Genomic DNA, 23,687 nt, shown 5'->3' on the forward strand with positions numbered 1-23,687 from the left:
ATCTGCCGATAGATGCCGTCGATCAACCGCCAATCAGCGATTGCTGATAGAGGGCAAAACAGGCTTCTGCCAGCGCCGAGCGCGGTGCGCTGCGACGCATGATCAGCCCCAGGCGGCCAAGGGTCTGGGCGTTCTCGATCGGCTGCAGGCGCAAATGCTCGGTCAGGCCTTCGAGGCCGCCGTCCAATGGCATCACGGCGCAACACAAGCCGCCGTGCACGGCTTGTAACAGTTGGTGCACGGCATCGGTCTGCAACAACGGCTGCGGGGTCAAGCCACGGCTGTGGAAGTTATGGTCGATGGACTGGCGAAAGTGCATGCCACTGGTGAGCATGCCCAGCGGCAGTTCGATCAACGATTCCCAACTCAATGGCGCTTCGCCAAAGGTGAAGAAGCGTTGATCGTAGAGCAGACCCATGCGGGTTTCGCTGAAGGCCAGAGAGTCGAAGTGTTCGGCATCCAGGCGTTCCAGGTATGACACGCCGAGATCCAGGCGATTGTTCGCCAGTTGCTCAAGGATCTGTTCGGAACTCAGGGCCGAGAGTTCGAAGCGCAGGTTCGGGTGTTCGGCGTGCAAGCGTTGCATCAGTGGCAGCGGATCGAAGCTCGACAACGGCACTACGCCAAGGCGCAAGGTGCCGACCAGATTGCCGCGACAGGCGGCCGCCTCAGCGTACAAGCCGTCATAGGCCGCCAGGACGGTGCGCGCCCAGGCCAGCACCCGTTCGCCCGGTGCGGTGAAACCTTCGAAGCGTTGGCCGCGATTGACCAGTGGCAGGTCGAGTTCTTCTTCGAGGCTGCGCAGGCGCATGGACAGGGTCGGCTGGGTGATGTGGCAGCGTGCGGCGGCCTGGCCGAAATGGCGAGTTTCGTCGAGCGCGATGAGGAATTTCAGCTGCTTGATGTCCATCTGCGCTCCAAGGGTTGGGAAGGTGCGGATTCTATCGCAAGCGGGGTCATTGGTCGGGTTGGATTCGTAGGTGACGACCGTGGTCTAGGCTCTGATGTCTGGAACCCGAAACCCAAGGAGAGTGCACCATGAGTCTTTTGAGCTTTGTGAAGGAAGCAGGCGAAAAATTGCTGGATTTGCTGACGCCAGGTAACGCCAACGCCAGTGAGCAGTTGAAGGAGCACATCAGCAAGGTCGGCCTGGGCAACCCGAATGTGCAGGCGACGGTCGATGGCGACAAGGTCACGGTGACCGGTGAAGTCGCCAGCCAGGAAGAGAAGGAAAAGATCCTGCTGGCGGTGGGCAACATCGCCGGGGTGGGCAGCGTGGATGATCAGATCACCGTGACTGGACCGGTGGTGAAGGCGGCAGTGTTTGTCACAGTGGTGAAGGGCGATACCCTCAGCGCGATTTCTAAGCGCGTGTACGGCGATGCCAACAAGTACAACAAGATTTTCGAAGCCAACAAACCGATGCTGTCGCACCCGGACAAGATCTATCCGGGGCAGTCATTGCGGATTCCTGAGTAAGTCGTCAAACCGCGTGATGGCCATCGCGGGCAAGCCACGCTCCCACAGGACCTGAGTCGATCACGAAGATTGCGAACGACGCAGATCCTGTGGGAGCGAGCTTGCTCGCGATAGCAGGCAACTCGGTCTAGAGCCCTGCAATCAAATCCCGATAATCCCCAACCGCCGCGAACTCCGCCGTATCCTTCGGTCCCTTGCGGCTATCCGGCTCTCGCACTGCCAGCAAATGCGCCACGCCAAAGTCCCGTGCACTGCGCAGGATCGGCAGGGTGTCGTCAATGAACAGGCTGCGCGCCGGATCGAAATCGATATCGGCTTGCAGCGCATCCCAGAACTGCGGATTTTCCTTGGGAAAGCCGTAGTCATGGGAGCTGATCAAGCGCTCGAAGTAGGGTGCCAGTTCGATTTTTTCCAGCTTCAACGACAGCGCGTCCCGATGGGCATTGGTGATCAGCACCACGCGCTTGCCGGCCCGTTTGATCGCCGACAGAAAGGTGTCGGCATCCGGGCGCAGGGCTATCAGATGCGCGGTTTCCAGTTTCAGGTCGCGCACCGACAGTTTCAGTTCGGCGCTCCAGAAGTCCAGGCAGTACCACTGCAACTGGCCGGCATTGCGCTCGAACAACGGCTGCAATTCCATCTCGGCCATGGCCCGGCTGACCCCGTGCAGTTCGGCGTAGCGCTGGGGCAGGTGCTCCATCCAGAAGTGGTTGTCGAAATGCAGGTCCAGCAGCGTGCCGTCCATGTCCAGCAGAACGGTATCGATGTCGGACCAGGGTAATGAAGGCATGGCAACGTCTCGGGCAGTAGAAAGATTTCTGGCGTAAACAATCGGGAAAGCCGCGTTATAGTAGCGCGTTCACGCCAAGGAGCTTTGCATGCGCCAGAAACCCACCATACTCGCCCGCGAAATTGTCGCCACCAGTCGATTGTTCTGCGTGGAAGAGCTGAAGCTGCGCTTTTCCAATGGCGTGGAGCGCACGTATGAACGCCTGGTCGGCAAGGGTGCCGGGTACGGCGCGGTGATGATCGTGGCGATGCTCGACGCCGAGCATGCGGTGCTGGTCGAGGAGTATTGCGGCGGCACGGATGAATATGAAATGTCATTGCCCAAGGGTTTGATCGAGCCGGGCGAAGACGTGCTGGCGGCGGCCGAGCGCGAGCTCAAGGAAGAGGCCGGTTTTGGCGCGCGGCAACTGGAGCACCTGACCGAGTTGTCGCTGTCCCCCGGCTACATGAGCCAGAAGATCCAAGTAGTGCTGGCTACCGACCTCTACGAAGAGCGTCTGGAAGGCGACGAGCCAGAGCCGATGCGGGTGGACAGGGTCAATCTGCGTGAGCTCTCGGCGCTGGCGCAAAACCCGCAATTTACCGAAGGCCGCGCCTTGGCGGCGCTGTACCTGGCCCGAGACCTGTTGACTCAGCGCGGAGCGTTCCAGCCATGAATTTCCCGCATCCGTTGATGGCGCCGGTCATTGAGCTGGCCTTGCAGGCCGGTGAGGCGATCCTGCCGTTCTGGCGCACAGGCACGGCCGTCACGGCGAAGGCTGATGATTCGCCGGTGACCGCTGCCGACCTGGCTGCGCACCACTTGATTCTGGCCGGGTTGACGGCGCTTGATCCGAGCATCCCGGTGCTTTCCGAGGAAGACGCCAACATTCCCCAAGACGTGCGGGCCGGATGGCAGCGCTGGTGGCTGGTCGATCCGCTGGATGGCACCAAGGAGTTCATCAGCGGCAGCGAAGAGTTCACCGTCAACATCGCCCTGATCGAAAACGGTCGGGTGGTGTTCGGTGTGGTGTCGATGCCGACCAACGGGCGTTTTTACGTCGGTGGTGCGGGACTCGGCGCCTGGCGTGGCGATAAAGGTGGCACGCCCGTGGCGATCAAGGTGCGTGATGCGTTAGCGCCCGGCGAGTCGTTCACCGTGGTGGCCAGCCGTCGTCATTCGAGTCCGGAGCAAGAGCGATTGCTGGCCGGGTTGAGCGCCAGCCTTGGCGAGCTGCAACTGGCCAATATCGGCAGTTCGCTGAAGTTTTGCCTGCTGGCCGAAGGGGCGGCGGATTGCTATCCGCGCCTGGCACCGACTTCCCAGTGGGACACGGCGGCGGCGCAAGGTGTGTTGGAAGGTGCGGGCGGGGAAGTGCTGGAATTGAGCGGCGAGCCGTTCAGCTATCCGGCGCGGGCGTCGCTGTTGAATGCGTTCTTCCTGGCATTGCCGGCGAAGGCGGCCTGGCGGGAGAAACTGCTGGAATTGGCACGGTCCTGAGCTCACCTTTACTTTGTGGCGAGGGGGCTTGCCCCCGTTCGACTGCACAGCAGTCGCCAATCAGGCAAAGAGATTTAGCTGAAAATGCGCAATGGTCGGGTTTGGGGCCGCTGCGCAGCCCAACGGGGGCAAGCCCCCTCGCCACAAGTGTTGTGTCAACCGGTTCACCGGTGCAGCACGTACTGTCCGACAAACCTCACCGCATCTTCATCACGACCTTCGTTGACCACCCGTGTATGCAGCGTCAACCGAGCTCGGCTGTATCGCTGGAAGGTGGTCAGGAATTTCTTCCAGATCACCGGGTCCGGCGCCTGGCAAATGGCGTTGGCATCCCCCGTCACCGGCAGCGGATAGCTGATCTGCCCTTCCTGAATCACGATGTGCCCGTCGGTAATGCCTTCTTCCTTGAGGCGCAAATGCAGCCAGCCCCAACCGGCCAGGACCGCGCCGCAATACAGGCTGCCGCCGAACATGGTGCTCTTGTGGTTGACGTTGGCTTCCAGCGGCAAGTGCAGGCGCAGTTGCTGGTCATGCCAGTCGAGCACTTTGAGGCCCATGTCCCTGGTGAGGGGAATGTCGTGATGGAGAACGGATTCCAGTTGTCGACTGTCGCGGCTCATTCAGGGGCCTCTCGCTTGAAGTGGATGATTGGACGGTAGCTCAATCGAGATCGTCAGGGTGGGCCGAGGCGCCACTGTCGGCGAAACTCAGACCGTGCTTGCGCAGTTTGTCGTGCAGGGTCTTGCGCGGAATGCCGAGGGCTTCGGCGACGCTGCGCACGGAGCTGTGCGAACGTGCCAGTTCGGCGGCGATGAGTGTTTTTTCGAAGTTCTCCACTTGCTCGCTCAAACCGCCGTCGACGACTTCGACCCTGTTGCCAGCGCTGCCTTCCGGCGTGCTGTTGTCGAGGGCCAGTTCCAGCCCGAGGGCAAAACGTTCTGCCGCATTTTGCAGCTCGCGCACGTTGCCGGGCCAGGTGTGGCGCAGCAGCAAGGCACGTTGCCCCGGTTGCAGTTCGTGGGGCGGTAAGCCGTGGCGGGCACTGGCTTCATCGGCAAAATACTGGAACAGCATCAGCGCATCTTCGCCCCGTTCGCGCAGCGGTGGAATCCGCAGCGGCGCAACGTTCAGGCGGTAATACAGGTCGGCACGGAAACGCCCTTGATCCGCTGCCTGGCGCAGGTCTTCCTTGGTGGCGGCGATGATGCGGATGTCCAGCGGGATCAGTTGATTGCCACCCAGGCGTTCGACTACCCGCTCTTGCAGCAAACGCAGCAATTTGACCTGCACATCCAGGCTCATGCTTTCGATTTCATCGAGGAACAGCGTGCCGCCATTGGCGAATTCGAACTTGCCGATGCGGCGTTTCTGCGCGCCGGTGAAGGCGCCGGGCTCGTGGCCGAACAACTCGCTTTCGACCACTGATTCGGCCAGTGCACCGGCGTTGATCGCCACGAACGGACCGTTGCGACGGCTGGATAAATCGTGCAGCGCCCGGGCCACGACTTCTTTGCCGGCGCCGGTTTCGCCGAGGATCAGCACGTCGGCCCTGGTTGCCGCCAGGGCACCGATCTGCTCGCGCAGGCGCAGCATCGAAGGTGAGTGGCCAACCAGCCGCGTGCTTAGCTCGTTGCGGTCGCTCAAGGCCAATCGCAGGCTGCGGTTGTCCAGCACCAGCTGGCGCAGGGCCAATGCGCGGCGCACGCTTTCGAGCAGGGCGTCGCTGGCGAAGGGTTTCTCCAGAAAGTCATAGGCTCCGGCGCGCATGGCCTGCACCGCCAGCGGCACATCGCCATGGCCGGTGATCAACAGCACCGGTAGCTCAGGGTCCTGGGCGTGCAGTTCGGTCAACAGCTCAAGACCGTCCATGCCGGGCATGCGGATGTCACTGACCACCACCCCTGGCCAATCACGTTCAAGTTGCGCGGCCAGGCCCTTGGCTTCGGCCAGCGGCAGGATTTTCAGGCCGGCCAGATCCAGCGTCTGGCTCAAGGCCTGGCGCAAATGAGGGTCGTCGTCGATCAACACGACCTGAATGCGGTTGTCGATGGTCATGCACTTCGGTCCTCGGACGGTTGCAGGCTCACGCCCGGTGCGCCTGCGCGCAGCTTCAGGGTAATCAGGGCGCCGCCCTCCTTGTGGTTGGCGAACGACAGTTCACCGCCGAAGGCGCGCATCAGGGTTTCGCAAATCGCCAGCCCCAAACCGAGGCCCTGGGTGCGGGTCTTGGTGGTGTAGAACGGCTCGCTGGCGCGCCCGAGGGCTTCCATGCAAAAGCCGGGGCCGTTGTCGCGAATGTACAGGTTGACGCCATCGGCCGTGGATTGGGCACTGAGCCAGAGTTTACGTGGCGGGCCTTTTTCCGTCAGGGCATCCAGGGCGTTGGCCAGCAGATTGCCGAGTACCTGGCGCAGGCGGGTTTCCCCGGCTTCGACCCACAGGGTGGCGGCGGGCAAGTCGCGGATCAGCTCGACTTCCATGCTGCGTCGACGCTTGGCCAGCAAGGCCAGGGCATCGTCCAGCGCCGGTTGCAGGGCGACGCTTTCCGGGGCATGCCGGTCGCGCCGGGCAAAGGCGCGCAGGTGGGCGATGATCGAGGCCATGCGACCGGTCAATTCGCTGATCAGCTTGAGGTTGCCACGGGCATCGTCGGTGCGCTGGTGATCGAGCAACACTTCGGCGTTTTCCGCGTAGCTGCGAATCGCTGCCAGCGGCTGATTGAGTTCGTGGCTGATGCTCGCCGACATGGTGCCCAGTGCCGACAATTTGCCGGCCTGCACCAGATCATCCTGGGCGCGTACCAGCTCCTGCTGGGCCTGTTCGCGTTCCAGCACTTCCTGTTTCAGGCGCCGGTTCAGGCCTTCGAGATCGCTGGTGCGCTCGGCAACCCGGCCTTCCAGTTCGCGGCGGGCCTTGGCTTCGAAAGCAATGCGCTCGAGGTAATGGCGGCGGCGCTGCATCATCAGGCCGAGCAGCAGCATCAACACCAGCAACGCTGCGCCACCGATGGCCACCACCGTACGTACCGGGCGGTCGATCAAGGTGCGCGGGGCGAGGATGCTGACGTCCCAGCCGGTTTCGGCGATCTGCTGGGTCTGGGTCAGCCAGGCGTCCGGGTTGAGCTTCAGCGGTTTTGGATCGCGGGTTGGATAGGGCTGGATCGCAGTGATGGCCTTGCTTTCGTCCTCGCTCAACGGGCGGGTCGAGCGGAATCGCCACTCCGGTCGCGAGGTGAGAATGACGACGCCGTTGTGGTCGGTCAGCAGCAGTTGTTCCGGGGTTTTGCCCCACAGGCTTTCGGTGTGGTCGAGGTCGACCTTGACCACCAGCACACCCACGATTTTTTCACCGTCGCGCACGCCAGCGGCGAAGAAGTAACCGCGCTTGGCAGAGGTCGTGCCCAGGCCGAAAAAGCGCCCGAGCCGCCCGGCCATGGCTTCGCTGAAATACGGCCGGAAGGAAAAATTGCGCCCGACGAAACTGTCGTGTTTGTCCCAGTTGGAGGCGGCCAGGGTCTTGCCGGTGGTGTCCATCAGGTACATGACTTCGGCACCGGTCTGGGCGGCGATGTTTTTCAGCAGGCGGTTGGCGTTGCCTTGGGTGACGCCATCGTCCGGTGCGCCGAGCACGGCGCGCAGGGCCGGCAGGTCGCCGAGGATCTGCGGCAACACTTCATAGCGATGCAGGGTACCCAGCAGGTTGGCGACGTAGAGGTCGAGGGTCTGACGATTCTGACTGGCCAGCTCGCTGCGGTAGTAACGCTCGGCGAGATGTTCCAGCGGCCACAGTAGCGGCGCCAGGCACAGTGCCAGCAGGGCCAGGCTGCGCCAACGGGGTCTGGGAGGGAGGGTCGGTTTCATGAGCAGCATGCGCCTGTGGGTACAGGCGCATTATGCCTAGGCTTGCCCGCCTTGGGTCAGCTGCATCTTGATCGGCGAGCTTCAGTCGACCTTTCAGGCAAAGACGTCGGCATCCTTGAAAAATACCCCGGCCTGATCTTTCGCCGACAGCTGCGGCGTGCCTTGCAGTTGCCAGTCGATGGCCAGGTCCGGGTCATCCCAGCGAATGCTGCGCTCGGCGGAGGGCGTGTAGTAGTCGGTGGTTTTGTAAAGGAACTCGGCAAACTCGCTCAAGACCACGAACCCGTGGGCGAAACCTTCCGGAACCCAGAGTTGGCGATGATTGTCGGCAGACAGGCGCACAGCGACCCATTTACCGAAGTGCGGTGAGCTGCGACGGATGTCTACGGCGACGTCCAGCACTTCACCGACCGTGACGCGAACCAGTTTTCCCTGGGTATTTTCCAGTTGGTAATGCAGACCGCGCAGCACGCCCTTCTGCGAACGGGAGTGGTTGTCTTGAACGAATTCAGTGTCCAGTCCGGTGGCCTCTTTGAAAGCCCTGGCGTTGAAGCTCTCATAGAAGAAACCACGTTCGTCACCAAAGACCTTGGGTTCGAGGATCAGAACACCGGGCAGGTCGGTGGTCACTACATTCATGGCGGCTCTCCAGCATCGTGCGTTTAATGGCCGCCATTCTTGCGCAAAGCGCCGACCGGGGCGAGTGCTCAAGTAAAAATCTACCGGCCTGTTCCAGCCCCTGCAAATGACCATTACCGGTTCCTGGGGGGTTGCGTATCGCCCGAACCAGTGGCGATATAGGCGCCTAATAAAATTTCAGGGGTTGTTGTATGCCGCTCGCCACGTTGATTCATCGCGCCAGTTTGCCCAGCCCGCAGGTGTCTGCGGAGCAAGCGCTAGAGCTGCTGGAAGAATATTACGGGTTCAGCGGCAGGTTGCAGGCCCTTGGCAGCCAACAAGACCTGAACTACCGCGTCGACAGCGAGCAGGGACGTTTCGTCTTGAAAATCTGCCGTGGCGACTACTCGGTACTGGAGCTTCAGGCACAACATGCCGGGCTCAAGCATCTGGGGGAGCACCCCGATGTACAGGTGCCGCGTGTTATCGAGGCGAAAAACGGTGCAGACCTGCTGTCGCTGGACGTGGGTGGCCAGGCGGTGCACGTGCGCTTGCTCGACTACATCGAAGGCCAGCCACTGACGAGCCTGGGCCATTTCAACCCGACGGTGGTGTCCGGCTTCGGCCGCCTGTGCGGTGAAATGGACCTGGCCCTGGCGGATTTCGATCATCCGGGGCTGGTGCGAACCCTGCAATGGGACGCCCGCCATGCCCACGCCCTGATCGCGCATTTGCTGCCGGTGATCAAGGATGAAGCCCAGCGCAAACTGATCGTCGAAGCGTCCGGGCAAGCCGAGCGGCATTTGCAGCCACTGCAGGACAAACTGCCGGTGCAGGCCATTCACATGGACATCACCGATGACAACGTGGTGTGGCAGCGCGATGCGCAGCGCCATTGGCAGCTGCAAGGCGTGATCGATTTCGGCGACCTGGTGCGCACCTGGCGCATTACCGATCTGTCGGTGACCTGTGCCGCGCTGCTGCATCATGGCGAGGGCGATCCGTTCTGCATTTTGCCGGCAATCCAGGCGTATCACGCGGTCAACCCGTTGCAACACGAAGAGCTGCTGGCGTTGTGGCCGCTGATCGTCGCCCGCGCGGCGGTGTTGGTGCTCAGCGGCGAACAGCAGGTCAGCATAGATCCGGGCAATGCCTACAGCCGCGACAACCTTGTCCATGAATGGGAAATCTTCCGTGTGGCCACGTCGGTGCCGTTGGCGCTGATGGAAGCAGCGATCCTCACCGCCGTCGGCCAGAACCTGCCCATCATCGGCAGCGAAGGCTTCGCGCCGCTGTTACCGAGCCTGGTCGGGCGTGAGTTCGCCTTGATCGACCTCGGTGTGCTCAGCCCGCATTTCGAGGCCGGGAACTGGGAGCAGGAGGGTGTCGATCAGCGCCTGCTGGATGAAGCGGCCGCGGCACATGGCCTGGCGGCCAGTCGTTACGGGCAATACCGCCTGTCCCACACCCGCCCGGACAGCGCCGCTGAACCGGACACGTGCCCGCTGCACGTCGAGTTGCGTGTGCCTCAAGGCACGGCGGTCGAAGCGCCGTTTGCCGGGGTGGTGCACCAGCCATCGGCGGGCGTGCTGCAACTGGATGGCCCGCAACTGAGTGTGCGGCTATGGGGTGTCACGCCGTCGCTGCACAGCGGCGCGGCCCTGGTCAAAGGCCAAGTGCTGGGTTCGGTCAGCGGGCCATTGATCGTGCAGTTGTGCCGTGGCGCGTCGATCGATGCGCCGTTGTTCTGCACGCCATCGCGCGCCGCCGCCTGGCAGGCGTTGTGCCCGTCACCTGCGGCGCTGCTGGGGCTGGCCTGTGATGCCGAAGCCGAGCTCGACGGAGCGACCTTGCTGGCCCGGCGCGATGCCAGCTTCGCCCGCACACAAAAACACTATTACGTTGATCCACCGCGCATCGAACGCGGCTGGCGCAACCATTTGATCGACATGCAGGGCCGCTCCTACCTCGACATGCTCAACAACGTAGCGGTATTGGGCCACGGCCATCCACGCATGGCGGCAGTCGCCAGCCGCCAGTGGTCGTTGCTCAATACCAACTCGCGCTTCAACTACGCAGCCGTGGCCGAGTTCTCCGAACGTTTGTTGAAGCTGTCCCCTGACGGCATGGACCGGGTGTTCCTGGTCAACAGCGGCAGCGAGGCCAACGACCTGGCGATTCGCCTGGCGTGGGCCTACAGCGGCGGTCGCGACATGCTCAGCGTGCTGGAGGCCTATCACGGCTGGACGGTGGGCGCGGATTCGGTGTCGACCTCGATCGCTGACAATCCCAAGGCCTTGAGCAGCCGCCCGGACTGGGTGCACCCGGTGACCGCGCCAAACACCTATCGCGGTGAGTTCCGTGGCCCAGACAGTGCGCCGGATTATGTACGCAGCGTCGAACACAACCTGGCGAAAATCGCCGAGCAGAAACGCCAACTGGCCGGTTTCATCTGCGAACCGGTGTACGGCAATGCCGGCGGTATCTCGCTGCCACCAGGTTATTTGAAACAAGTCTATGCCATGGTCCGGGCCAGGGGCGGTGTGTGCATCGCCGACGAAGTGCAGGTCGGCTACGGGCGCATGGGCGATTTCTTCTGGGGCTTCGAAGAGCAGGGCGTCGTGCCGGACATCATCACCATGGCCAAGGGCATGGGCAACGGCCAGCCACTGGGCGCGGTCATCACCCGCCGGGAGATTGCCGAGGCGCTGGAGGCCGAGGGTTATTTCTTCTCTTCCGCCGGCGGCAGCCCGGTCAGTTGCCAGGTCGGCATGGCCGTGCTGGATGTGATGCAAGAGGAAAAACTCTGGGAGAACGCCCAGGTCGTTGGCGGGCACTTCAAGGAGCGACTCGAAGCGTTGATCGATATTCATCCGTTAGTGGGCGCGGTGCACGGTTCCGGTTTCTACCTGGGCGTCGAGTTGATCCGCAACCGCGAAACCCTGGAGCCGGCCACCGAAGAAACCACCGCACTGTGCGATCGCTTGCGTGAGCTGGGGATCTTCATGCAACCGACCGGCGATTACCTGAACATCCTCAAGATCAAGCCGCCGATGGTCACTTCGCGCCAGAGCGTGGATTTCTTCGTGGACATGCTGTCGAAGGTGCTCGCAGAAGGGCTGTAAACACATCCCCCTGTGGAAGAATTTTAGTTCGATTGATATCGGCTTTTAATCGATTGTTTTTGTAACGGTGGATGTAAGGTGCTTTAAAAGCCGATATTTATCGGATATAAAGTCGCCACAGCCCACGGCGTTTACACATACGCTTCCATTTCTGTCAGGTATCAATGTCACTCCGGAGTCCTGAGCCATGACCACGTTGAACAGCACCCCTCGCGCCGACGGCTTCTATATGCCAGCCGAATGGGCACCTCAAACCCAGACCTGGATGATCTGGCCCGAGCGCCCGGACAACTGGCGCCTGGGTGGCAAACCGGCACAAGCCGCTCACGTGGCAGTGGCCAAGGCCATCGCCCGTTTCGAACCGGTGACCGTGGCGGTTTCCGCCGGCCAGTACGAAAACGCCCGTGCCCGTCTGGACGTGCCGAATATTCGTGTGGTGGAAATGTCCAGCGACGACGCCTGGGTTCGCGACTCCGGTCCTACCTTCGTCATCAACAACAGTGGCGAAGTCCGTGGCGTGAACTGGGACTTCAATGCCTGGGGCGGTTTTGACGGCGGCCTGTATTCGCCGTGGAACCGTGACTCGCAGGTTGGTGGCAAGATCCTCGAGATCGAGCGCAGCCCCCGCTATCGCACCGAAGGCTTCGTGCTGGAAGGCGGTTCGATTCACGTCGACGGCGAAGGCACCCTGATCACCACCGAAGAATGCCTGCTCAACCGCAATCGCAACCCGCACATGAATCGAGCGGAAATCGAAGCGGTCCTGAGTGCAAACCTGGCTGTGGATAAGATCATCTGGCTGCCGGATGGCTTGTTCAACGACGAAACCGACGGCCATGTGGATAACTTCTGCTGCTACGTGCGCCCGGGTGAAGTGCTGCTGGCCTGGACCGATGATCCGCAGGACCCGAACTACCCGCGCTGTCAGGCGGCGATGAAAGCGCTGCAAAGCAGCACCGATGCCAAGGGGCGCCCGTTCACGGTGCACAAGATGCCGATCCCGGGTCCGCTGTTTGCGACCGAGGAAGAGTGTGCCGGTGTCGATCCGGTTGATGGTACGCAGGAACGTAATCCTACTGTTCGTCTGGCCGGTTCCTACGTGAACTTCCTGATCGTCAACGGCGGCATCATCGCGCCGAGCTTTGACGACCCGCAGGATGGTCCGGCAAAGGAAATCTTGCAGAACCTGTTCCCACAGCATGAAGTGGTAATGGTGCCTGGTCGCGAACTGTTACTGGGGGGCGGCAATATTCACTGTCTTACCCAGCAACAACCCGCGCCACACAAGGAGTGAGTGAGGTCGTAACAGCTTGAGTTGATTACGAAATCCCTCAGGCTGTCGATCAGCCTCCCGCAATGCACGGAGCCCGCGGCCCTACAGGCCTGCGGGCTTTTTTGTATCTGCCAGGCCACATTCAGAAACCTTGGCACAGCTCTTGTATCTCCGCTGTTGTAACTCGGGGGAGGGAGGACTTCTATGTTCTGTCATAAACCTTGGATAAGTTAGCCGCTCACAAACCGGGAGAGAGCGCTGAAATGAACGCCGAAGTGAACGTAGTGAGCGACAAGGCGTTGCATCCCCTGGCAGTAAATAGCGAATCGCTCCAGATCCTGGCGCACTGGTTCAAGTCCAATGGAATGCGTCAGATCAGCGATACTGATCCGCGCCGGACAATGATCGAGCGTTACCCTGCTGGTTTATTCAGCGAAGCGGAACTGGATGCGTTGTGGGATGTGATGGAAGGATAAGAAGAACAACAACGGATTGAACAAAAAAAGCGCTGCCGGGATGGCAGCGTTTTTTTTTGCGCGCAGATTCATGCAATCACCGCGATCCCCTGTGGGAGCGAGCTTGCTCGCGATGGCGCCCGACCAGTCAGCATTTATATTGACTGACCCACCGCTATCGCGAGCAAGCTCGCTCCCACAAGGGAATGGTGTGAACCAGTGTTATTGGTTCACACCGGGATAAGTGGTGTTTAGAAACTGTAGGTGCCCGTCACCACCAGGCTACGCGGTGCCCCCGGCTGGATCTGGAATGCACTGGTTGCCGATTCGTAATACGTCTTGTCGCTGATATTGTTCAGCGCCGCGCGCAAATCCCAATCCTTCTGGCGGAAGCCTGCCAAGGCGTCCCAGCGGCCATAACCCGGCAACACAGTGGTGTTGAGGTTATCGGCATAGCGGTCGCCAACCAAGGTCAAGCCGGTTTCGGCGTACCAGCCCATTTCCGGTTTCCAGGTCAGGAACAGGCTGCCGTTGTGCTTGGCCACGTTGTTGATGCGCTTGCCTTCCAGGCCGTTGTTGTCCTTTTCGATGGTTGCGTCCTGCAGACCCACGCCACCGCGCATGTACCAGTTGCCGGTAATCCTGCCAGCGGCGGTCAGCTCGACCCCGCGAGAGCGTTGCAGCCCTGAAAGCAGGGTAATGGTCGGGTTGTTCGGGTCGCTGGTGCGACGGTTGTAGAGCTCCAGCTCATAGATGGCCAGCGTGGTGCTCAGGCGATCGTCGAGCCAGTCGCTCTTCACCCCGATTTCTTTCTGCCTGGTCCGCTCCGGGCTCAGGTCATTGCTGTTACCTGCCGCGCCCGGGGTGATGCCGATCAAGCCACCGCCGACCGGCGAGAACGTCTTGCTCCAGGAGGCGTAGAAGGAGTGATTTTGCAGCGGCGTCCAGACCACGCCAACGCGAGGGCTGGTGCTATGACTGTCACTGTCTTCGGAAATGTTGCGCACCTTGTTGGTCGACTCGATATCGAACGTGTCGTAACGCAGGCCGGCGAGCAATTGCCATTGATCGTTCAGGCGCAATTGATCCTGCACATACACCGCACGGCTCTCGACCTCGGTGTGGGTGTTGCTCGACACCACCATGCGCCCGGTATGACGCAAATTGCGGTCCGGGTTGTTCAGGTCCAGCGCCGGCACCGGTGAACTGCCCGGGCCGGAAGTGGCGGCGGTGTACAGCAGTGGGTCGCGGCGCTGGCTGCCGATTTCGATGCCGGTGAGCAAGCGGTGCTCCAGGCCGAAGGTATCGAAACCACCTTCCAGCTCGACGTTGTTGTAGACATTGCGAGTGTTCAGGTCCTGCTGCCAGTGCTGGCGCGTAACCTTGTTGGTGGCCGGGACATAGCCGGTCAAGTAAGTATTGTCGAAATCGCTGTCGAGCTTGAAAACACCCAGGGTCTGGCGCAGTTGCCAGTTGTCGCTCAGTTCATACGTGAGTTTCGAGCGCAGGGACTGCGCCTTGTCGTCGATGAAATCGTTTTCGCTGCCGTAGGTCGTATCGCGTCCCACGTCTGCCGGGCGACCGTTTACGCCGGGGATGCCACGATCCGGCGTGCGGTTGTAGCGGCTGTATTCGTACTGCACCAACCAGTTCAGGTCGGGTGTCAGCTGCCAGCTCATCGAGGGCGCGAACAACTGGCGATTGCCACTCACACCATCACGAAAGCTGTTCTCGTCCATGTTGCCCATGTTCAGGCGCAGGCTGATGTTCTCGGAAGGGTCGGTGCTGAGGTCGGCATAGAGGCTGCGCAAGTCCTCGCTACCGCCCTGGGCTTCAATGGTCGAGCGGCGACCGAACTCGGGCAGTTTGCTCACCCGGTTGACGATGCCGCCCTGGCTGCCACGGCCATACAACACGGCAGCGGGGCCTTTTAACACGTCGATGCGTTCAATGTTGTGCAGGTCGCGAACGTACTGGCTGTCGTCGCGGATGCCATCGAGATAGAAGTCGTTGCTGGCGTCGAAACCGCGGATGCGCAGGCTGTCGAAACGAGTATCGGCGCCGCTGCTGACGTTGGGGATACCGCTGAGCGCCGTGCCCAGATCGTTGGTGCCGTAATCCATGACGTTCGAGGTTTTGATCGAGTCGATGGCTTGTGGCACGTAGCGCACCGGTGTCGCGGTCCGGGTTGCTGTACTGGTTTGGGTTACGCGCGGGTCGTCGGCTTCAGCTTCGGCGCTGATCGATGTGGCAGGCAAGGTAGTCGGTGCAGCGTAGGAAAAACCGGCAGACAACAAGGCAGAAAGCCCAAGGCTGTAGGGCGCAAGGCGAAAAGGGGCAGACATTGAAAAGCGCATCCGTAGAATTTTCAGGTTGAAGCGTGCAAGGGGCGCGAATAGTAATGCTTGTCATTTGCTGCCGTTAGATGTAATTGAGAATCTATATCATTCGATTGTTTCGAGTTGTGTCTGAGTTAATACAAATGCCGACGCATTCATTCGACCGATTCAAGCAACAGACTGAAAGCCAATCCGGCGTTTTTCCGGAGCCGCTGCGGCACTAACCTGCCGACATCGAATTTTCCTGAATTTCTGTCGGAGCCTTCCCATGATCCTGCATTACATCTACGACCCATTGTGCGGCTGGTGCTACGGCGCCAAACCGCTGGTGCAGGCCGCCCAGGCTGTGCTGCCCGTGATTGCCCACGGCGGCGGCATGATGACGGGTGCCAATCGGCAAAAGGTATCGCCACAACTGCGCAGTTACGTCATGCCCCATGATCGGCGCATTGCCGAATACAGCGGACAGCCGTTCGGTGAAGGCTATTTCGAAGGTTTGTTGCGTGATCACACCGCCGTGTTCGACTCGGCGCCACCCATCGCTGCGGTGCTGGCTGCCGAGCAAATGGGAGGTCGCGGGCTGGAGTTGTTGGGGCGTTTGCAAAGTGCTCACTACGTGGAGGGGCGCCGCATCGCCGACGAATCGGTACTGTTTGAACTGGCCCACGGCATGGGGCTGGCCCCTCAAACCTTCGAAAGAGCCTTCAGGACGGCCGACACCGAAGGCCATATCAGGAACAGCCGGGCGCTTTTGGCCAAGGTTGGCGGGCAGGGCTTTCCGACCCTGGCGCTTGAGCACAATGACCAATTCACCCTGATCGATATCGGGCCGTGGCTGGGCAAACCCCAGGCATTTGCGCAGTGGCTGAGTCAGTCGCTGCCCGATCAGGGATCATCCATTTCCGTGGCAGCCTGCGGCCTCGATGGCTGCAGCGATTGAATATTCCTGCTGCGTGAAGCAATTTCTTAGACGTTTTTCGCCTAATTTTAGAAGATTCATGAAATTGACACATCGTTAAGGGCGCAGCTACGATTCGGCCCAACGCCTGTGGCCAACCGCCACGATCAAAAATTATAAAAAGGCCCGCCGCGAGAAATCGTGGGCGGGCCTTTTTGTTTTCGTCATGAAAAAAGAGCGCGATAGCGCCGTTTCGGCCGTTCGGCACAGCGCGTATCAACCGGAAATAAGGAAAAGAACAAAATGTTGAACAAGCGAATCAGCCTGATCGCTCTGGGGATGTTGAGTGCGACACAGGCCATGGCGAACGACCAGGCCGAATCCAAGGGTTTTGTTGAAGACAGCAGCCTCAAAGTGCTGCTGCGCAATGCTTACATCAATCGTGACTACAAAGACGGCAACCCGGACAAATCCGAGTGGGGCCAGGCGGCCATCGGCACGTTCTCGTCCGGCTTCACCCAAGGCACCGTGGGTGTGGGTGTGGACGCTTTCGGGTTATACGCTCTGAACCTGGAGCGCAACGAAGACCGTAGCGGCGCGCAAGGCATCGATTTCTTCAAAAAGGGCGACAGCGGCCAGCCGGCTGACGATCTGTCCAAGGGCGGCGCGGCGATCAAGTTCCGTCTGTCCAGCACCACCCTGACCTACGGCGACCAGATGCCGGCCCTGCCGGTGCTGAACTACGACAATTCGCGCCTGCTGCCGGAAAGCTACACCGGCACTCTGATCACCTCCAAGGAGATCAAAGGCCTGCAACTGGACGCCGGCCGCTTCACCGCCGAATCGCGCAAAAGCGCCGAAGGCCGTGACAGCGGTGGCTTGAAGTCGATCAACGTCTTGGGCGGTAGCTACCAGTTCACCGAGCAATTCAAGGCCGCGCTCTACGCTTCCGACGTCGAAGACGTGCTGAAGAAACAATACGTGAACGCCAACTACGTGTTCCCGATCGACAAGGACCAGTCCCTGACCCTGGACTTCAACGGCTACCGCACCAAGCTGGAAGACTCCTACGTCCGCGAAAACGGTATCACTGGCGACGACAACAAGATCTGGAGCCTGGCGGCCACCTTCATCACCGGTCCGCACTCGTTCACCCTCGCACACCAGCGCAGCACCGGCGACAGCAACCTGGGCTACGCCTACGGCGGTTACCAGAAAGATCAAAGTCGCGTCGGCGACGGTGGCAACACCATCTACCTGGCGAACTCCTACTGGTCCGACTTCAACGCCGAAGACGAACGCAGCTGGCAAGTGGGCTACGGCCTGGACTTCAGCACCTTCGGTGTACCGGGCCTGAGCTACAACGTGGCCTATGTGCGCGGTGACAACATCACCACCTCCACCAGCGAAGGCGGCACCGAGCGCGAGATCTTCAACCAGATCAAATACGTCGTCCAAAGCGGCCCGGCCAAAGACCTCAGCGTGAAACTGCGCAGCTCGGTCCTGCGTGTGTCGCAGAAGTCGAGCGAGTACAACGTCAGTGGCAACGAAGTGCGTGTGTTTGTGGATTACCCGATCAACATCTTCTGATGAGCGGTTGCGGTTTCGAGGCCTGATGAAGGGCTGAGAAAGGAAAAGCCCCGACTGGTTCGGGGCTTTTTCACAGCACAATCATTACACCACGTAACGAATGAAGTTCCCGCTCCCACCTTTATCCCTTCCAGCAAACTCCATAAATTGAGCTCCAACGCCTCTCCCATCATCCCGACGGGAAGGTCACTGGAGTTTCCCTCATGCCTTTCGTAACCGTACGCATCACCCGCGATGGCGTTACCTCTGAGCAGAAAGCTCAGGTGATTGCCGAGATCACTGAAACACTGGAACGCGTCCTCAACAAACGCCCTGACCTGACCCACATCGTGATCGAGGAAGTCGACACCGATAACTGGGGTTACGCCGGCATCACCACCACCCAGTACCGCAAGCAACTGGCCGAGGCGGAAGGGCAGTCATGACGTCCTCCGTCACCATCGATTTCATCTCCGATGTGGTGTGCCCCTGGTGCGCGCTGGGGGCGACGGCGCTGGAGCAGGCGATCGAGAACGTGGCCGGGGAAGTCTCGGTCGAGCTGACCTACAAGCCGTTCGAGTTGAACCCGGACATGCCGGCCGAAGGTGAGCAAGCGGTCGAGCACCTGATGCGCAAGTACGGGAGAACAGCCGACGACGTCGCTGTCGGCAAGGCCATGCAGATCGCTCGCGGCGAGGCCATCGGCTTCAAGTTCGATCTGGAGAAGCGCACGCATTTTTACAACACCTTCGATGCGCACCGTTTGTTGCTGTGGGCGTTGCAGGAAGGGCGACAAGTCGAGTTGAAGAAGGTGCTGCTACGGGCCTACTTCAGCGAAGGCCAGAACCCGAGCGATCACTCGACGCTGGTGCGTCTGGCGACTGAAGCGGGGCTGGATGCGACAGGGGCGAGAGAGGTGCTGGCGTCCGACGCATTCGCCAGCGACGTGCGTGAGCTTGAAATCTATTACCGCCAGCACGGCATCAACTCGGTCCCGGCCATGGTGCTGAACGGTCGCCACCTGGTGTCCGGTTCGCAATCGGTCGAGTACTACGAACAGATGTTGAGACAAATGGCGAACGCCCCGGCCGAAGCCTGATTACAGATTTCTACCCCACTTTTAATTGTCAGAGGTCTTCATCATGAGCATTTCGAAAAAAGTCATCGTTATCACCGGCGCATCCCAGGGTCTCGGCGACGGTATGGTCAAAGCCTTTCGTGAACTCGGTTACCGGATCGTCGCCACTTCGCGTTCGATCAAGCCGTCCACCGATCCGGACATTCTCACCGTGGCCGGTGACATCGGCGAGCCGGAAACCGCCCAGCGCGTCATCCGTGAAGCGATCTCCCGTTTCGGTCGCATCGATACTCTGGTCAACAACGCCGGGATCTTCATCGCCAAGCCGTTCACCGCGTACACCGCAGAAGACTACGCCAATGTGCTGTCGGTGAACGTCAATGGCTTCTTCTACATCACCCAACTCGCCATCGCCGAGATGGAAAAGCAGGGCAGCGGCCACGTCGTCAACATCACCACCAGCCTGGTGGACCACGCCATCGACGGCGTGCCATCGGTGTTGGCTTCACTGACCAAGGGCGGCCTCAACGCGGCAACCAAATCCCTGGCCATCGAATACGCCAAGCGCGGGATCCGGGTGAACGCGGTCAGCCCCGGCATCATCAAGACCCCCATGCACGGCGAAGAAACCCACGCAGCACTGGGCAATCTGCACCCGGTCGGACACATGGGCGAGATCGATGATATTGCGCAAGCGGTCGTGTATCTGGACGGCGCCAAGTTCGTCACTGGCGAAATCCTGCACGTGGACGGTGGTCAGAGCGCGGGACACTAAAGGCGCGTTTTCAAACCCCGGAAACAACAAAGCCCCTGCATTTCTGCAGGGGCTTTGTTTTGTATGGTGCAGCACTAGGAATCGACCCCGGGAACTACTGATTACAAGAATCAGGCCTTCAATGTGAGAGCACCGCAGGGGTGTGAGTTTCGCCAACACCCGCCCACGACTGAAAAAGCACGGTGAATCAATTCGCCCTCTACGAGGAGCGCTTCACCAGACCGTACATCTAGATTATGATCGCGCTGCCGCCTGACCGTAATCCTCTATACCACGGGCCATTCCCCCGATCGCTACCCGATTCTACCTCGTTTGGCAGCAAATGCCGCGTTGGGCCTCCCGTACTGGCACCAATTATCCCAAGCGTATTGCGAATACTAGAAAAGATGATCTTTATAAAAAATAATAAACTTTTCTCCTGCTTATACTTGCTGGCAGTCATCATAACCATCGGCGTGGTGTACTCACTGGGCTTCCGGGAAGCGGCAAGCCAGATTGCGATCGCGCCCGAGCGCCTGAGAAACTTCACGTTCCCCATCTGGGAGCAACACGCTTTTTCGCAGCACGGTTTCCTCGTCTTCTATTCGATGGAGGACTATGCAAATAAGATCGCGTATTCCAACCACTCCACTGCTTATCTGTTCTACATGTACGCCCTCTATAAAGTGGAAATGTATGTGCAGGCATTACCGATGAGAGTGACAGGGGCTTTCCTGAACATCATTTCATTGGCAGGCGTTACGTTCTTTTTTCTGTCCCGCCTGGTGGAAAAGCGCCTGGCATTCGGTCAGGGCCTGCTGATTCTGTTATCGGTCGTATTCATGGTGTCGATGCCGGGATTCTGGATTTCTTCGGCCAGATTCAACGTCGACAATACGTTCCCATTGATATTTGCGTTCCAGGCGCTGGCTGCGTTCTTGATCTGGAAAAATCGGGAACGATCCGGAGCGGTCATGACAGTGATCGTGTTGTTTGCCGTGTTTTCTCCGATCTCGGCGGCGTTGCTGGGCGCCGCCTTACTGGTTTGGGCATGCCGCAGCGACGGTCTCGACAGACGGATGTGTCGTCTGGCATTGGTGGCCCTCGTTGCGGCCGTTGCCTTCTATCTGCCGTCCCCACTGATATCGAAGGCACTGGGTTTCACCTCGTCCAACAGCGGCTGGCTGTTTCGCGCTGGTCTGGATGGCGACACCACTTATTTCACCAACATCGTGAAGTCGGTACTTGTTCCGCAGTTCCCACGGCCATTTCCGACCATTGCCGTGCCGATCCTGTTCCTGGTAGCCCAGTTGGCCTGTTTGCGCATGATCAAACGGCGTGAACCTGCCGGCGTTGCGGCACCGGCGGGGACCTCCCCGTTGGTCGGCGTCAGCATGTTCTACTACCTGCTTTTTTCGCAATACGTGATGACCAGCCTGCTGTGGCCGCAGGCCGTTGCCATTCATCCGTACCTGTATGACTACCTGCTGATGGCACCGGTTTTCGTCGCGATTGTTCTGAATTTTGCGTTCAAGCCCTCACCGGCTGCGTTGCGTTTCTGGGCGCTGGTGCTGTTGTTCTGCATTTCCTTCCATCTCCAGCAGGTCGCGCAGGCAAAATGCCAGGGGTGTTACTACCCGGGCGCCTGGGACGCGAGCATCAAGCAGCCATGAAGACCGTCGCCATTCTTCAGTCGAACTACATACCCTGGAAGGGCTATTTCGACATGATCGCTGCGGTCGATGAGTTCATCCTCTACGACGACATGCAGTTCACCAAGAACGACTGGCGCAATCGCAACCTGATCAAGACGCCGCAAGGCGTCCAGTGGCTCAGCGTGCCTGTCGGGCAAGGCATCAGTCGCCGCATTCGCGATGTCGAGCTGGCCCCTGCCTGGCAGGCCAAGCACTGGAAAACGCTGCAGAGCAACTATCGGCGAGCGCCTTTCTTCGATGAGGTCGCCCAGTGGCTCGAGCCGCTCTATCTGGTGGAGACCCACACGGGTCTGTCGTCGATGAACCGGAAGTTCATGGAAGCGATTTGCCGATACATCGGTATTGAAACCCGCATTACGAATTGCTGGGACTATGTGTCTGCCGGCGACAAAACCCGGACTGCCCGCCTGGTGGACCTTTGTCAGCAGGCCGGTGCGACGCACTACCTGTCGGGGCCGGCGGCAAAAGACTACATTGAGGCGCCGCTGTTCGACGCCGCCGGCATTGCGCTGCAATGGTTCGATTACGCCGGCTTCCCCGAGTATCCACAACTCTGGGGGGAATTCACCCATGGCGTCACCGTCCTGGATCTGCTGTTCAATGGCGGCAAGGACGCGCGCCGTTACATGAGGCATGTCAAAGCATGAGGCTGTCCATCGTCGCCACGCTTTACCGCTCGGCCAAGTTCGTCGAGGAGTTCCATCTCCGTGCTAGCCAGGCGGCACAACAACTGGTCGGAGACGATTACGAGATCGTACTGGTCAACGACGGCTCGCCCGATTCAAGCCTGGAACTGGCCGTCCAGTTGAGCGAAGCCGATCACCACGTGGTGGTCGTCGATCTCTCGCGCAACTTCGGCCACCACAAGGCCATGATGACGGGCCTGCGACATGCCCGCGGTGAACGTGTCTTCCTGCTCGATAGCGACCTGGAGGAAGATCCGGCATGGTTGCTCTCGTTCAGCGAGCAGATGGAGCGCGAAAAGGCCGATGTGGTCTACGGTGTCCAGCAGCAGCGAAAAGGCAAGCACTTCGAACGCTGGACCGGGCAGGTGTTCTACAAACTCTTCCGTTTCCTCAGCGGGCTGGATATGCCCGACAATATCGTCGTCGCCAGGCTGATGTCGCGCCGCTATGTGGATGCGCTGATTCAGCACGACGAACGCGAGTTGTTCATGGCGGGTCTGTGGGTCATCACCGGTTTCGATCAGCGCGCGCAGGCCATCGACAAGCGCAGTCGTGACGAGACGACCTACACGCTGGGAAAGAAAGTGGCGCAACTGGTCAATTCGATTACTGCCTTCAGCAGTGCACCGCTGGTGGGCATCTTCGGCGTGGGCTGCGCGATCTTCCTGCTGTCGGCCGCCTACACGAGCTTTCTCGTCGTCAACTGGCTGCTCCTGGCGAACCCACCCAGCGGCTATACGTCGCTTATGGCTTCGATCTGGCTGCTCGGCGGCCTGATCATCGCATTCGTCGGCGTGGTCGGGATTTATCTCGCCAAGATCTATTCCGAAGTCAAGCAGAGACCCTACACTATCGTCCGGCACGTCTACCGTCAGGCTGAGGCGCGGAGCATCGAATGAAAAAACTCATTATTTTTGGTCTCACCGACGCCGCCGAGCTCGCACTCTATTATTTTTCCAACGACTCCGGCTATCAGGTCGAGGCGTTTGCCGTCGATCCCGCCTACATGCCGACCGACAAGAGCTTCAAGGGGTTTCCGGTGGTGGCATTCGATGAAGTCACCCAGATCTACCCGCCAGACCGGTATGTCTTTTTCGTCGCGCTCGGCTATTCCAAGCTCAACCAGATCCGCAAGGAAAAATATCTGGCAGTCAAGGCGCTGGGCTACGAAATGGTCAGCTACATCAGTTCGCGAGCCTCGGTGCTGACAGAGGACATCGGCGAGAACTGCTTCATCCTGGAAGACAATACCGTTCAGCCCTTCGTGCGCATCGGCAACAACGTGACCATGTGGAGCGGCAATCACATCGGACATCATTCGCGTATCGAGGACCACTGTTTCCTGGCCTCGCACATCGTCGTATCCGGCCGTGTGACGATCGGGGAAAGCTGTTTTCTCGGCGTCAACGCAACCCTTCGCGATCACGTCACCATCGGCGAGAAATGCATCATCGGCGCCGGCGCGCTGATTCTTGGAGATGTCGCTGCCGAAGGCGTGTACGTTGGACAAGCCACCGAACGGTCGCGCGTGCCGAGTACCCGCGTCAGGAACATCTGAAGAACCTCATA

The 23,687-nt window shown here is 60.0% G+C and carries 22 protein-coding genes; 15 read left to right on the plus strand and 7 right to left on the minus strand.

Annotated elements, in window-relative coordinates; translation table 11 throughout:
* Positions 1-22: 22 nt before the first annotated feature.
* On the minus strand, positions 23-910 hold the full coding sequence (locus tag PSJE_RS20880; RefSeq protein WP_057712450.1) for a LysR family transcriptional regulator: 888 nt from the start codon (positions 908-910) through the stop codon (positions 23-25).
* 128 nt (positions 911-1,038) lie between these two features.
* Between PSJE_RS20880 and lysM the strand changes: the two genes are divergently transcribed.
* On the plus strand, positions 1,039-1,479 hold the full coding sequence (gene lysM / locus PSJE_RS20885; RefSeq protein ID WP_007972838.1) for a peptidoglycan-binding protein LysM: 441 nt from the start codon (positions 1,039-1,041) through the stop codon (positions 1,477-1,479).
* Positions 1,480-1,606: 127 nt separating this feature from the next.
* Here lysM and yrfG read toward each other — a convergent pair whose 3' ends face one another.
* Entirely contained in the window at positions 1,607-2,269 is a 663-nt protein-coding gene (yrfG, locus tag PSJE_RS20890; protein ID WP_057712448.1) for a GMP/IMP nucleotidase, read from the minus strand.
* An 88-nt stretch (positions 2,270-2,357) separates the two neighbouring features.
* Here yrfG and nudE point away from each other — a divergent pair, with 88 nt between their 5' ends.
* Together nudE and cysQ are read left to right on the plus strand one after the other, a co-directional pair.
* Positions 2,358-2,924 (plus strand): ADP compounds hydrolase NudE, encoded by a 567-nt coding sequence (gene nudE / locus PSJE_RS20895; RefSeq protein WP_090452543.1) that lies wholly within the window; start codon positions 2,358-2,360, stop codon positions 2,922-2,924.
* Positions 2,921-3,748, plus strand: a complete 828-nt coding sequence (gene cysQ, locus PSJE_RS20900; protein WP_057712446.1) for a 3'(2'),5'-bisphosphate nucleotidase CysQ — start codon at positions 2,921-2,923, stop codon at positions 3,746-3,748. Before nudE ends, cysQ begins: the two co-directional genes overlap by 4 nt.
* A gap of 164 nt (positions 3,749-3,912) precedes the next feature.
* Here the strand turns inward: cysQ and PSJE_RS20905 are convergent, their stop codons facing one another.
* From PSJE_RS20905 to rfbC, 4 genes are all read right to left on the minus strand, one after another.
* Complete coding sequence (locus PSJE_RS20905; RefSeq protein WP_008003181.1) at positions 3,913-4,368, minus strand: YiiD C-terminal domain-containing protein; 456 nt, start codon at positions 4,366-4,368, stop codon at positions 3,913-3,915.
* Between the two features lie 40 nt (positions 4,369-4,408).
* Positions 4,409-5,803 carry a sigma-54-dependent transcriptional regulator gene (locus PSJE_RS20910; RefSeq protein WP_090452545.1) on the minus strand — a complete coding sequence of 465 codons (1,395 nt, stop codon included), beginning with the start codon at positions 5,801-5,803 and terminating at the stop codon, positions 4,409-4,411.
* Positions 5,800-7,608, minus strand: coding sequence for a sensor histidine kinase (locus tag PSJE_RS20915; RefSeq protein ID WP_090457724.1), 1,809 nt, complete (start codon positions 7,606-7,608; stop codon positions 5,800-5,802). Before PSJE_RS20915 ends, PSJE_RS20910 begins: the two co-directional genes overlap by 4 nt.
* A gap of 93 nt (positions 7,609-7,701) precedes the next feature.
* On the minus strand, positions 7,702-8,247 hold the full coding sequence (gene rfbC, locus PSJE_RS20920; RefSeq protein ID WP_090452547.1) for a dTDP-4-dehydrorhamnose 3,5-epimerase: 546 nt from the start codon (positions 8,245-8,247) through the stop codon (positions 7,702-7,704).
* 191 nt (positions 8,248-8,438) lie between these two features.
* Between rfbC and PSJE_RS20925 the strand changes: the two genes are divergently transcribed.
* From PSJE_RS20925 to PSJE_RS20935, 3 genes are all read left to right on the plus strand, one after another.
* Positions 8,439-11,351 carry an aminotransferase gene (locus PSJE_RS20925; protein ID WP_090452549.1) on the plus strand — a complete coding sequence of 971 codons (2,913 nt, stop codon included), beginning with the start codon at positions 8,439-8,441 and terminating at the stop codon, positions 11,349-11,351.
* Between the two features lie 187 nt (positions 11,352-11,538).
* On the plus strand, positions 11,539-12,645 hold the full coding sequence (gene aguA, locus PSJE_RS20930; protein WP_057712442.1) for an agmatine deiminase: 1,107 nt from the start codon (positions 11,539-11,541) through the stop codon (positions 12,643-12,645).
* 242 nt (positions 12,646-12,887) lie between these two features.
* Positions 12,888-13,100 (plus strand): hypothetical protein, encoded by a 213-nt coding sequence (locus tag PSJE_RS20935; protein ID WP_057712441.1) that lies wholly within the window; start codon positions 12,888-12,890, stop codon positions 13,098-13,100.
* A gap of 230 nt (positions 13,101-13,330) precedes the next feature.
* Here the strand turns inward: PSJE_RS20935 and PSJE_RS20940 are convergent, their stop codons facing one another.
* Entirely contained in the window at positions 13,331-15,424 is a 2,094-nt protein-coding gene (locus PSJE_RS20940) for a TonB-dependent receptor (protein ID WP_090452551.1), read from the minus strand.
* A 262-nt stretch (positions 15,425-15,686) separates the two neighbouring features.
* On the opposite strand from PSJE_RS20940, the gene PSJE_RS20945 reads away from it, so the two are divergent.
* The 9 genes from PSJE_RS20945 to PSJE_RS20985 all read left to right on the plus strand — a co-directional run bounded on the left by PSJE_RS20945 (position 15,687) and on the right by PSJE_RS20985 (position 23,676).
* A complete protein-coding gene (locus tag PSJE_RS20945; protein ID WP_090452553.1) occupies positions 15,687-16,358 on the plus strand; it encodes a DsbA family protein in 672 nt (223 codons plus the stop codon).
* A gap of 261 nt (positions 16,359-16,619) precedes the next feature.
* Positions 16,620-17,906, plus strand: coding sequence for an OprD family porin (locus PSJE_RS20950; protein ID WP_090452555.1), 1,287 nt, complete (start codon positions 16,620-16,622; stop codon positions 17,904-17,906).
* Between the two features lie 203 nt (positions 17,907-18,109).
* Positions 18,110-18,331: a tautomerase family protein gene (locus PSJE_RS20955; protein ID WP_090452556.1), complete on the plus strand. Its 222-nt coding sequence runs from the start codon at positions 18,110-18,112 to the stop codon at positions 18,329-18,331.
* Positions 18,328-18,984, plus strand: coding sequence for a DsbA family oxidoreductase (locus PSJE_RS20960; protein ID WP_090452557.1), 657 nt, complete (start codon positions 18,328-18,330; stop codon positions 18,982-18,984). The genes PSJE_RS20955 and PSJE_RS20960 overlap by 4 nt, the downstream gene beginning before the upstream one ends.
* Before the next feature lie 43 nt (positions 18,985-19,027).
* On the plus strand, positions 19,028-19,738 hold the full coding sequence (locus PSJE_RS20965) for an SDR family NAD(P)-dependent oxidoreductase (protein WP_057712436.1): 711 nt from the start codon (positions 19,028-19,030) through the stop codon (positions 19,736-19,738).
* A 428-nt stretch (positions 19,739-20,166) separates the two neighbouring features.
* Positions 20,167-21,390 (plus strand): hypothetical protein, encoded by a 1,224-nt coding sequence (locus PSJE_RS20970; RefSeq protein WP_090452559.1) that lies wholly within the window; start codon positions 20,167-20,169, stop codon positions 21,388-21,390.
* Entirely contained in the window at positions 21,387-22,079 is a 693-nt protein-coding gene (locus PSJE_RS20975) for a WbqC family protein (RefSeq protein ID WP_090452561.1), read from the plus strand. Before PSJE_RS20970 ends, PSJE_RS20975 begins: the two co-directional genes overlap by 4 nt.
* Positions 22,076-23,017 (plus strand): glycosyltransferase family 2 protein, encoded by a 942-nt coding sequence (locus PSJE_RS20980; RefSeq protein WP_090452563.1) that lies wholly within the window; start codon positions 22,076-22,078, stop codon positions 23,015-23,017. Before PSJE_RS20975 ends, PSJE_RS20980 begins: the two co-directional genes overlap by 4 nt.
* On the plus strand, positions 23,014-23,676 hold the full coding sequence (locus PSJE_RS20985; RefSeq protein WP_090452564.1) for an acetyltransferase: 663 nt from the start codon (positions 23,014-23,016) through the stop codon (positions 23,674-23,676). Before PSJE_RS20980 ends, PSJE_RS20985 begins: the two co-directional genes overlap by 4 nt.
* Positions 23,677-23,687: the final 11 nt, after the last annotated feature.

Source organism: Pseudomonas jessenii (assembly GCF_002236115.1).
Classification (GTDB): Bacteria; Pseudomonadota; Gammaproteobacteria; order Pseudomonadales; family Pseudomonadaceae; genus Aquipseudomonas; species Aquipseudomonas jessenii.

Excerpts from the sequence above, each read along its gene's own strand:
- PSJE_RS20880 (WP_057712450.1), bottom strand. The coding sequence starts at position 910 with ATGGACATCAAGCAGCTGAAATTCCTCATCGCGCTCGACGAAACTCGC.
- lysM (WP_007972838.1), top strand. The coding sequence starts at position 1,039 with ATGAGTCTTTTGAGCTTTGTGAAGGAAGCAGGCGAAAAATTGCTGGAT.
- yrfG (WP_057712448.1), bottom strand. The coding sequence starts at position 2,269 with ATGCCTTCATTACCCTGGTCCGACATCGATACCGTTCTGCTGGACATG.
- nudE (WP_090452543.1), top strand. The coding sequence starts at position 2,358 with ATGCGCCAGAAACCCACCATACTCGCCCGCGAAATTGTCGCCACCAGT.
- cysQ (WP_057712446.1), top strand. The coding sequence starts at position 2,921 with ATGAATTTCCCGCATCCGTTGATGGCGCCGGTCATTGAGCTGGCCTTG.
- PSJE_RS20905 (WP_008003181.1), bottom strand. The coding sequence starts at position 4,368 with ATGAGCCGCGACAGTCGACAACTGGAATCCGTTCTCCATCACGACATT.
- PSJE_RS20910 (WP_090452545.1), bottom strand. The coding sequence starts at position 5,803 with ATGACCATCGACAACCGCATTCAGGTCGTGTTGATCGACGACGACCCT.
- PSJE_RS20915 (WP_090457724.1), bottom strand. The coding sequence starts at position 7,608 with ATGAAACCGACCCTCCCTCCCAGACCCCGTTGGCGCAGCCTGGCCCTG.
- rfbC (WP_090452547.1), bottom strand. The coding sequence starts at position 8,247 with ATGAATGTAGTGACCACCGACCTGCCCGGTGTTCTGATCCTCGAACCC.
- PSJE_RS20925 (WP_090452549.1), top strand. The coding sequence starts at position 8,439 with ATGCCGCTCGCCACGTTGATTCATCGCGCCAGTTTGCCCAGCCCGCAG.
- aguA (WP_057712442.1), top strand. The coding sequence starts at position 11,539 with ATGACCACGTTGAACAGCACCCCTCGCGCCGACGGCTTCTATATGCCA.
- PSJE_RS20935 (WP_057712441.1), top strand. The coding sequence starts at position 12,888 with ATGAACGCCGAAGTGAACGTAGTGAGCGACAAGGCGTTGCATCCCCTG.
- PSJE_RS20940 (WP_090452551.1), bottom strand. The coding sequence starts at position 15,424 with ATGTCTGCCCCTTTTCGCCTTGCGCCCTACAGCCTTGGGCTTTCTGCC.
- PSJE_RS20945 (WP_090452553.1), top strand. The coding sequence starts at position 15,687 with ATGATCCTGCATTACATCTACGACCCATTGTGCGGCTGGTGCTACGGC.
- PSJE_RS20950 (WP_090452555.1), top strand. The coding sequence starts at position 16,620 with ATGTTGAACAAGCGAATCAGCCTGATCGCTCTGGGGATGTTGAGTGCG.
- PSJE_RS20955 (WP_090452556.1), top strand. The coding sequence starts at position 18,110 with ATGCCTTTCGTAACCGTACGCATCACCCGCGATGGCGTTACCTCTGAG.
- PSJE_RS20960 (WP_090452557.1), top strand. The coding sequence starts at position 18,328 with ATGACGTCCTCCGTCACCATCGATTTCATCTCCGATGTGGTGTGCCCC.
- PSJE_RS20965 (WP_057712436.1), top strand. The coding sequence starts at position 19,028 with ATGAGCATTTCGAAAAAAGTCATCGTTATCACCGGCGCATCCCAGGGT.
- PSJE_RS20975 (WP_090452561.1), top strand. The coding sequence starts at position 21,387 with ATGAAGACCGTCGCCATTCTTCAGTCGAACTACATACCCTGGAAGGGC.
- PSJE_RS20980 (WP_090452563.1), top strand. The coding sequence starts at position 22,076 with ATGAGGCTGTCCATCGTCGCCACGCTTTACCGCTCGGCCAAGTTCGTC.
- PSJE_RS20985 (WP_090452564.1), top strand. The coding sequence starts at position 23,014 with ATGAAAAAACTCATTATTTTTGGTCTCACCGACGCCGCCGAGCTCGCA.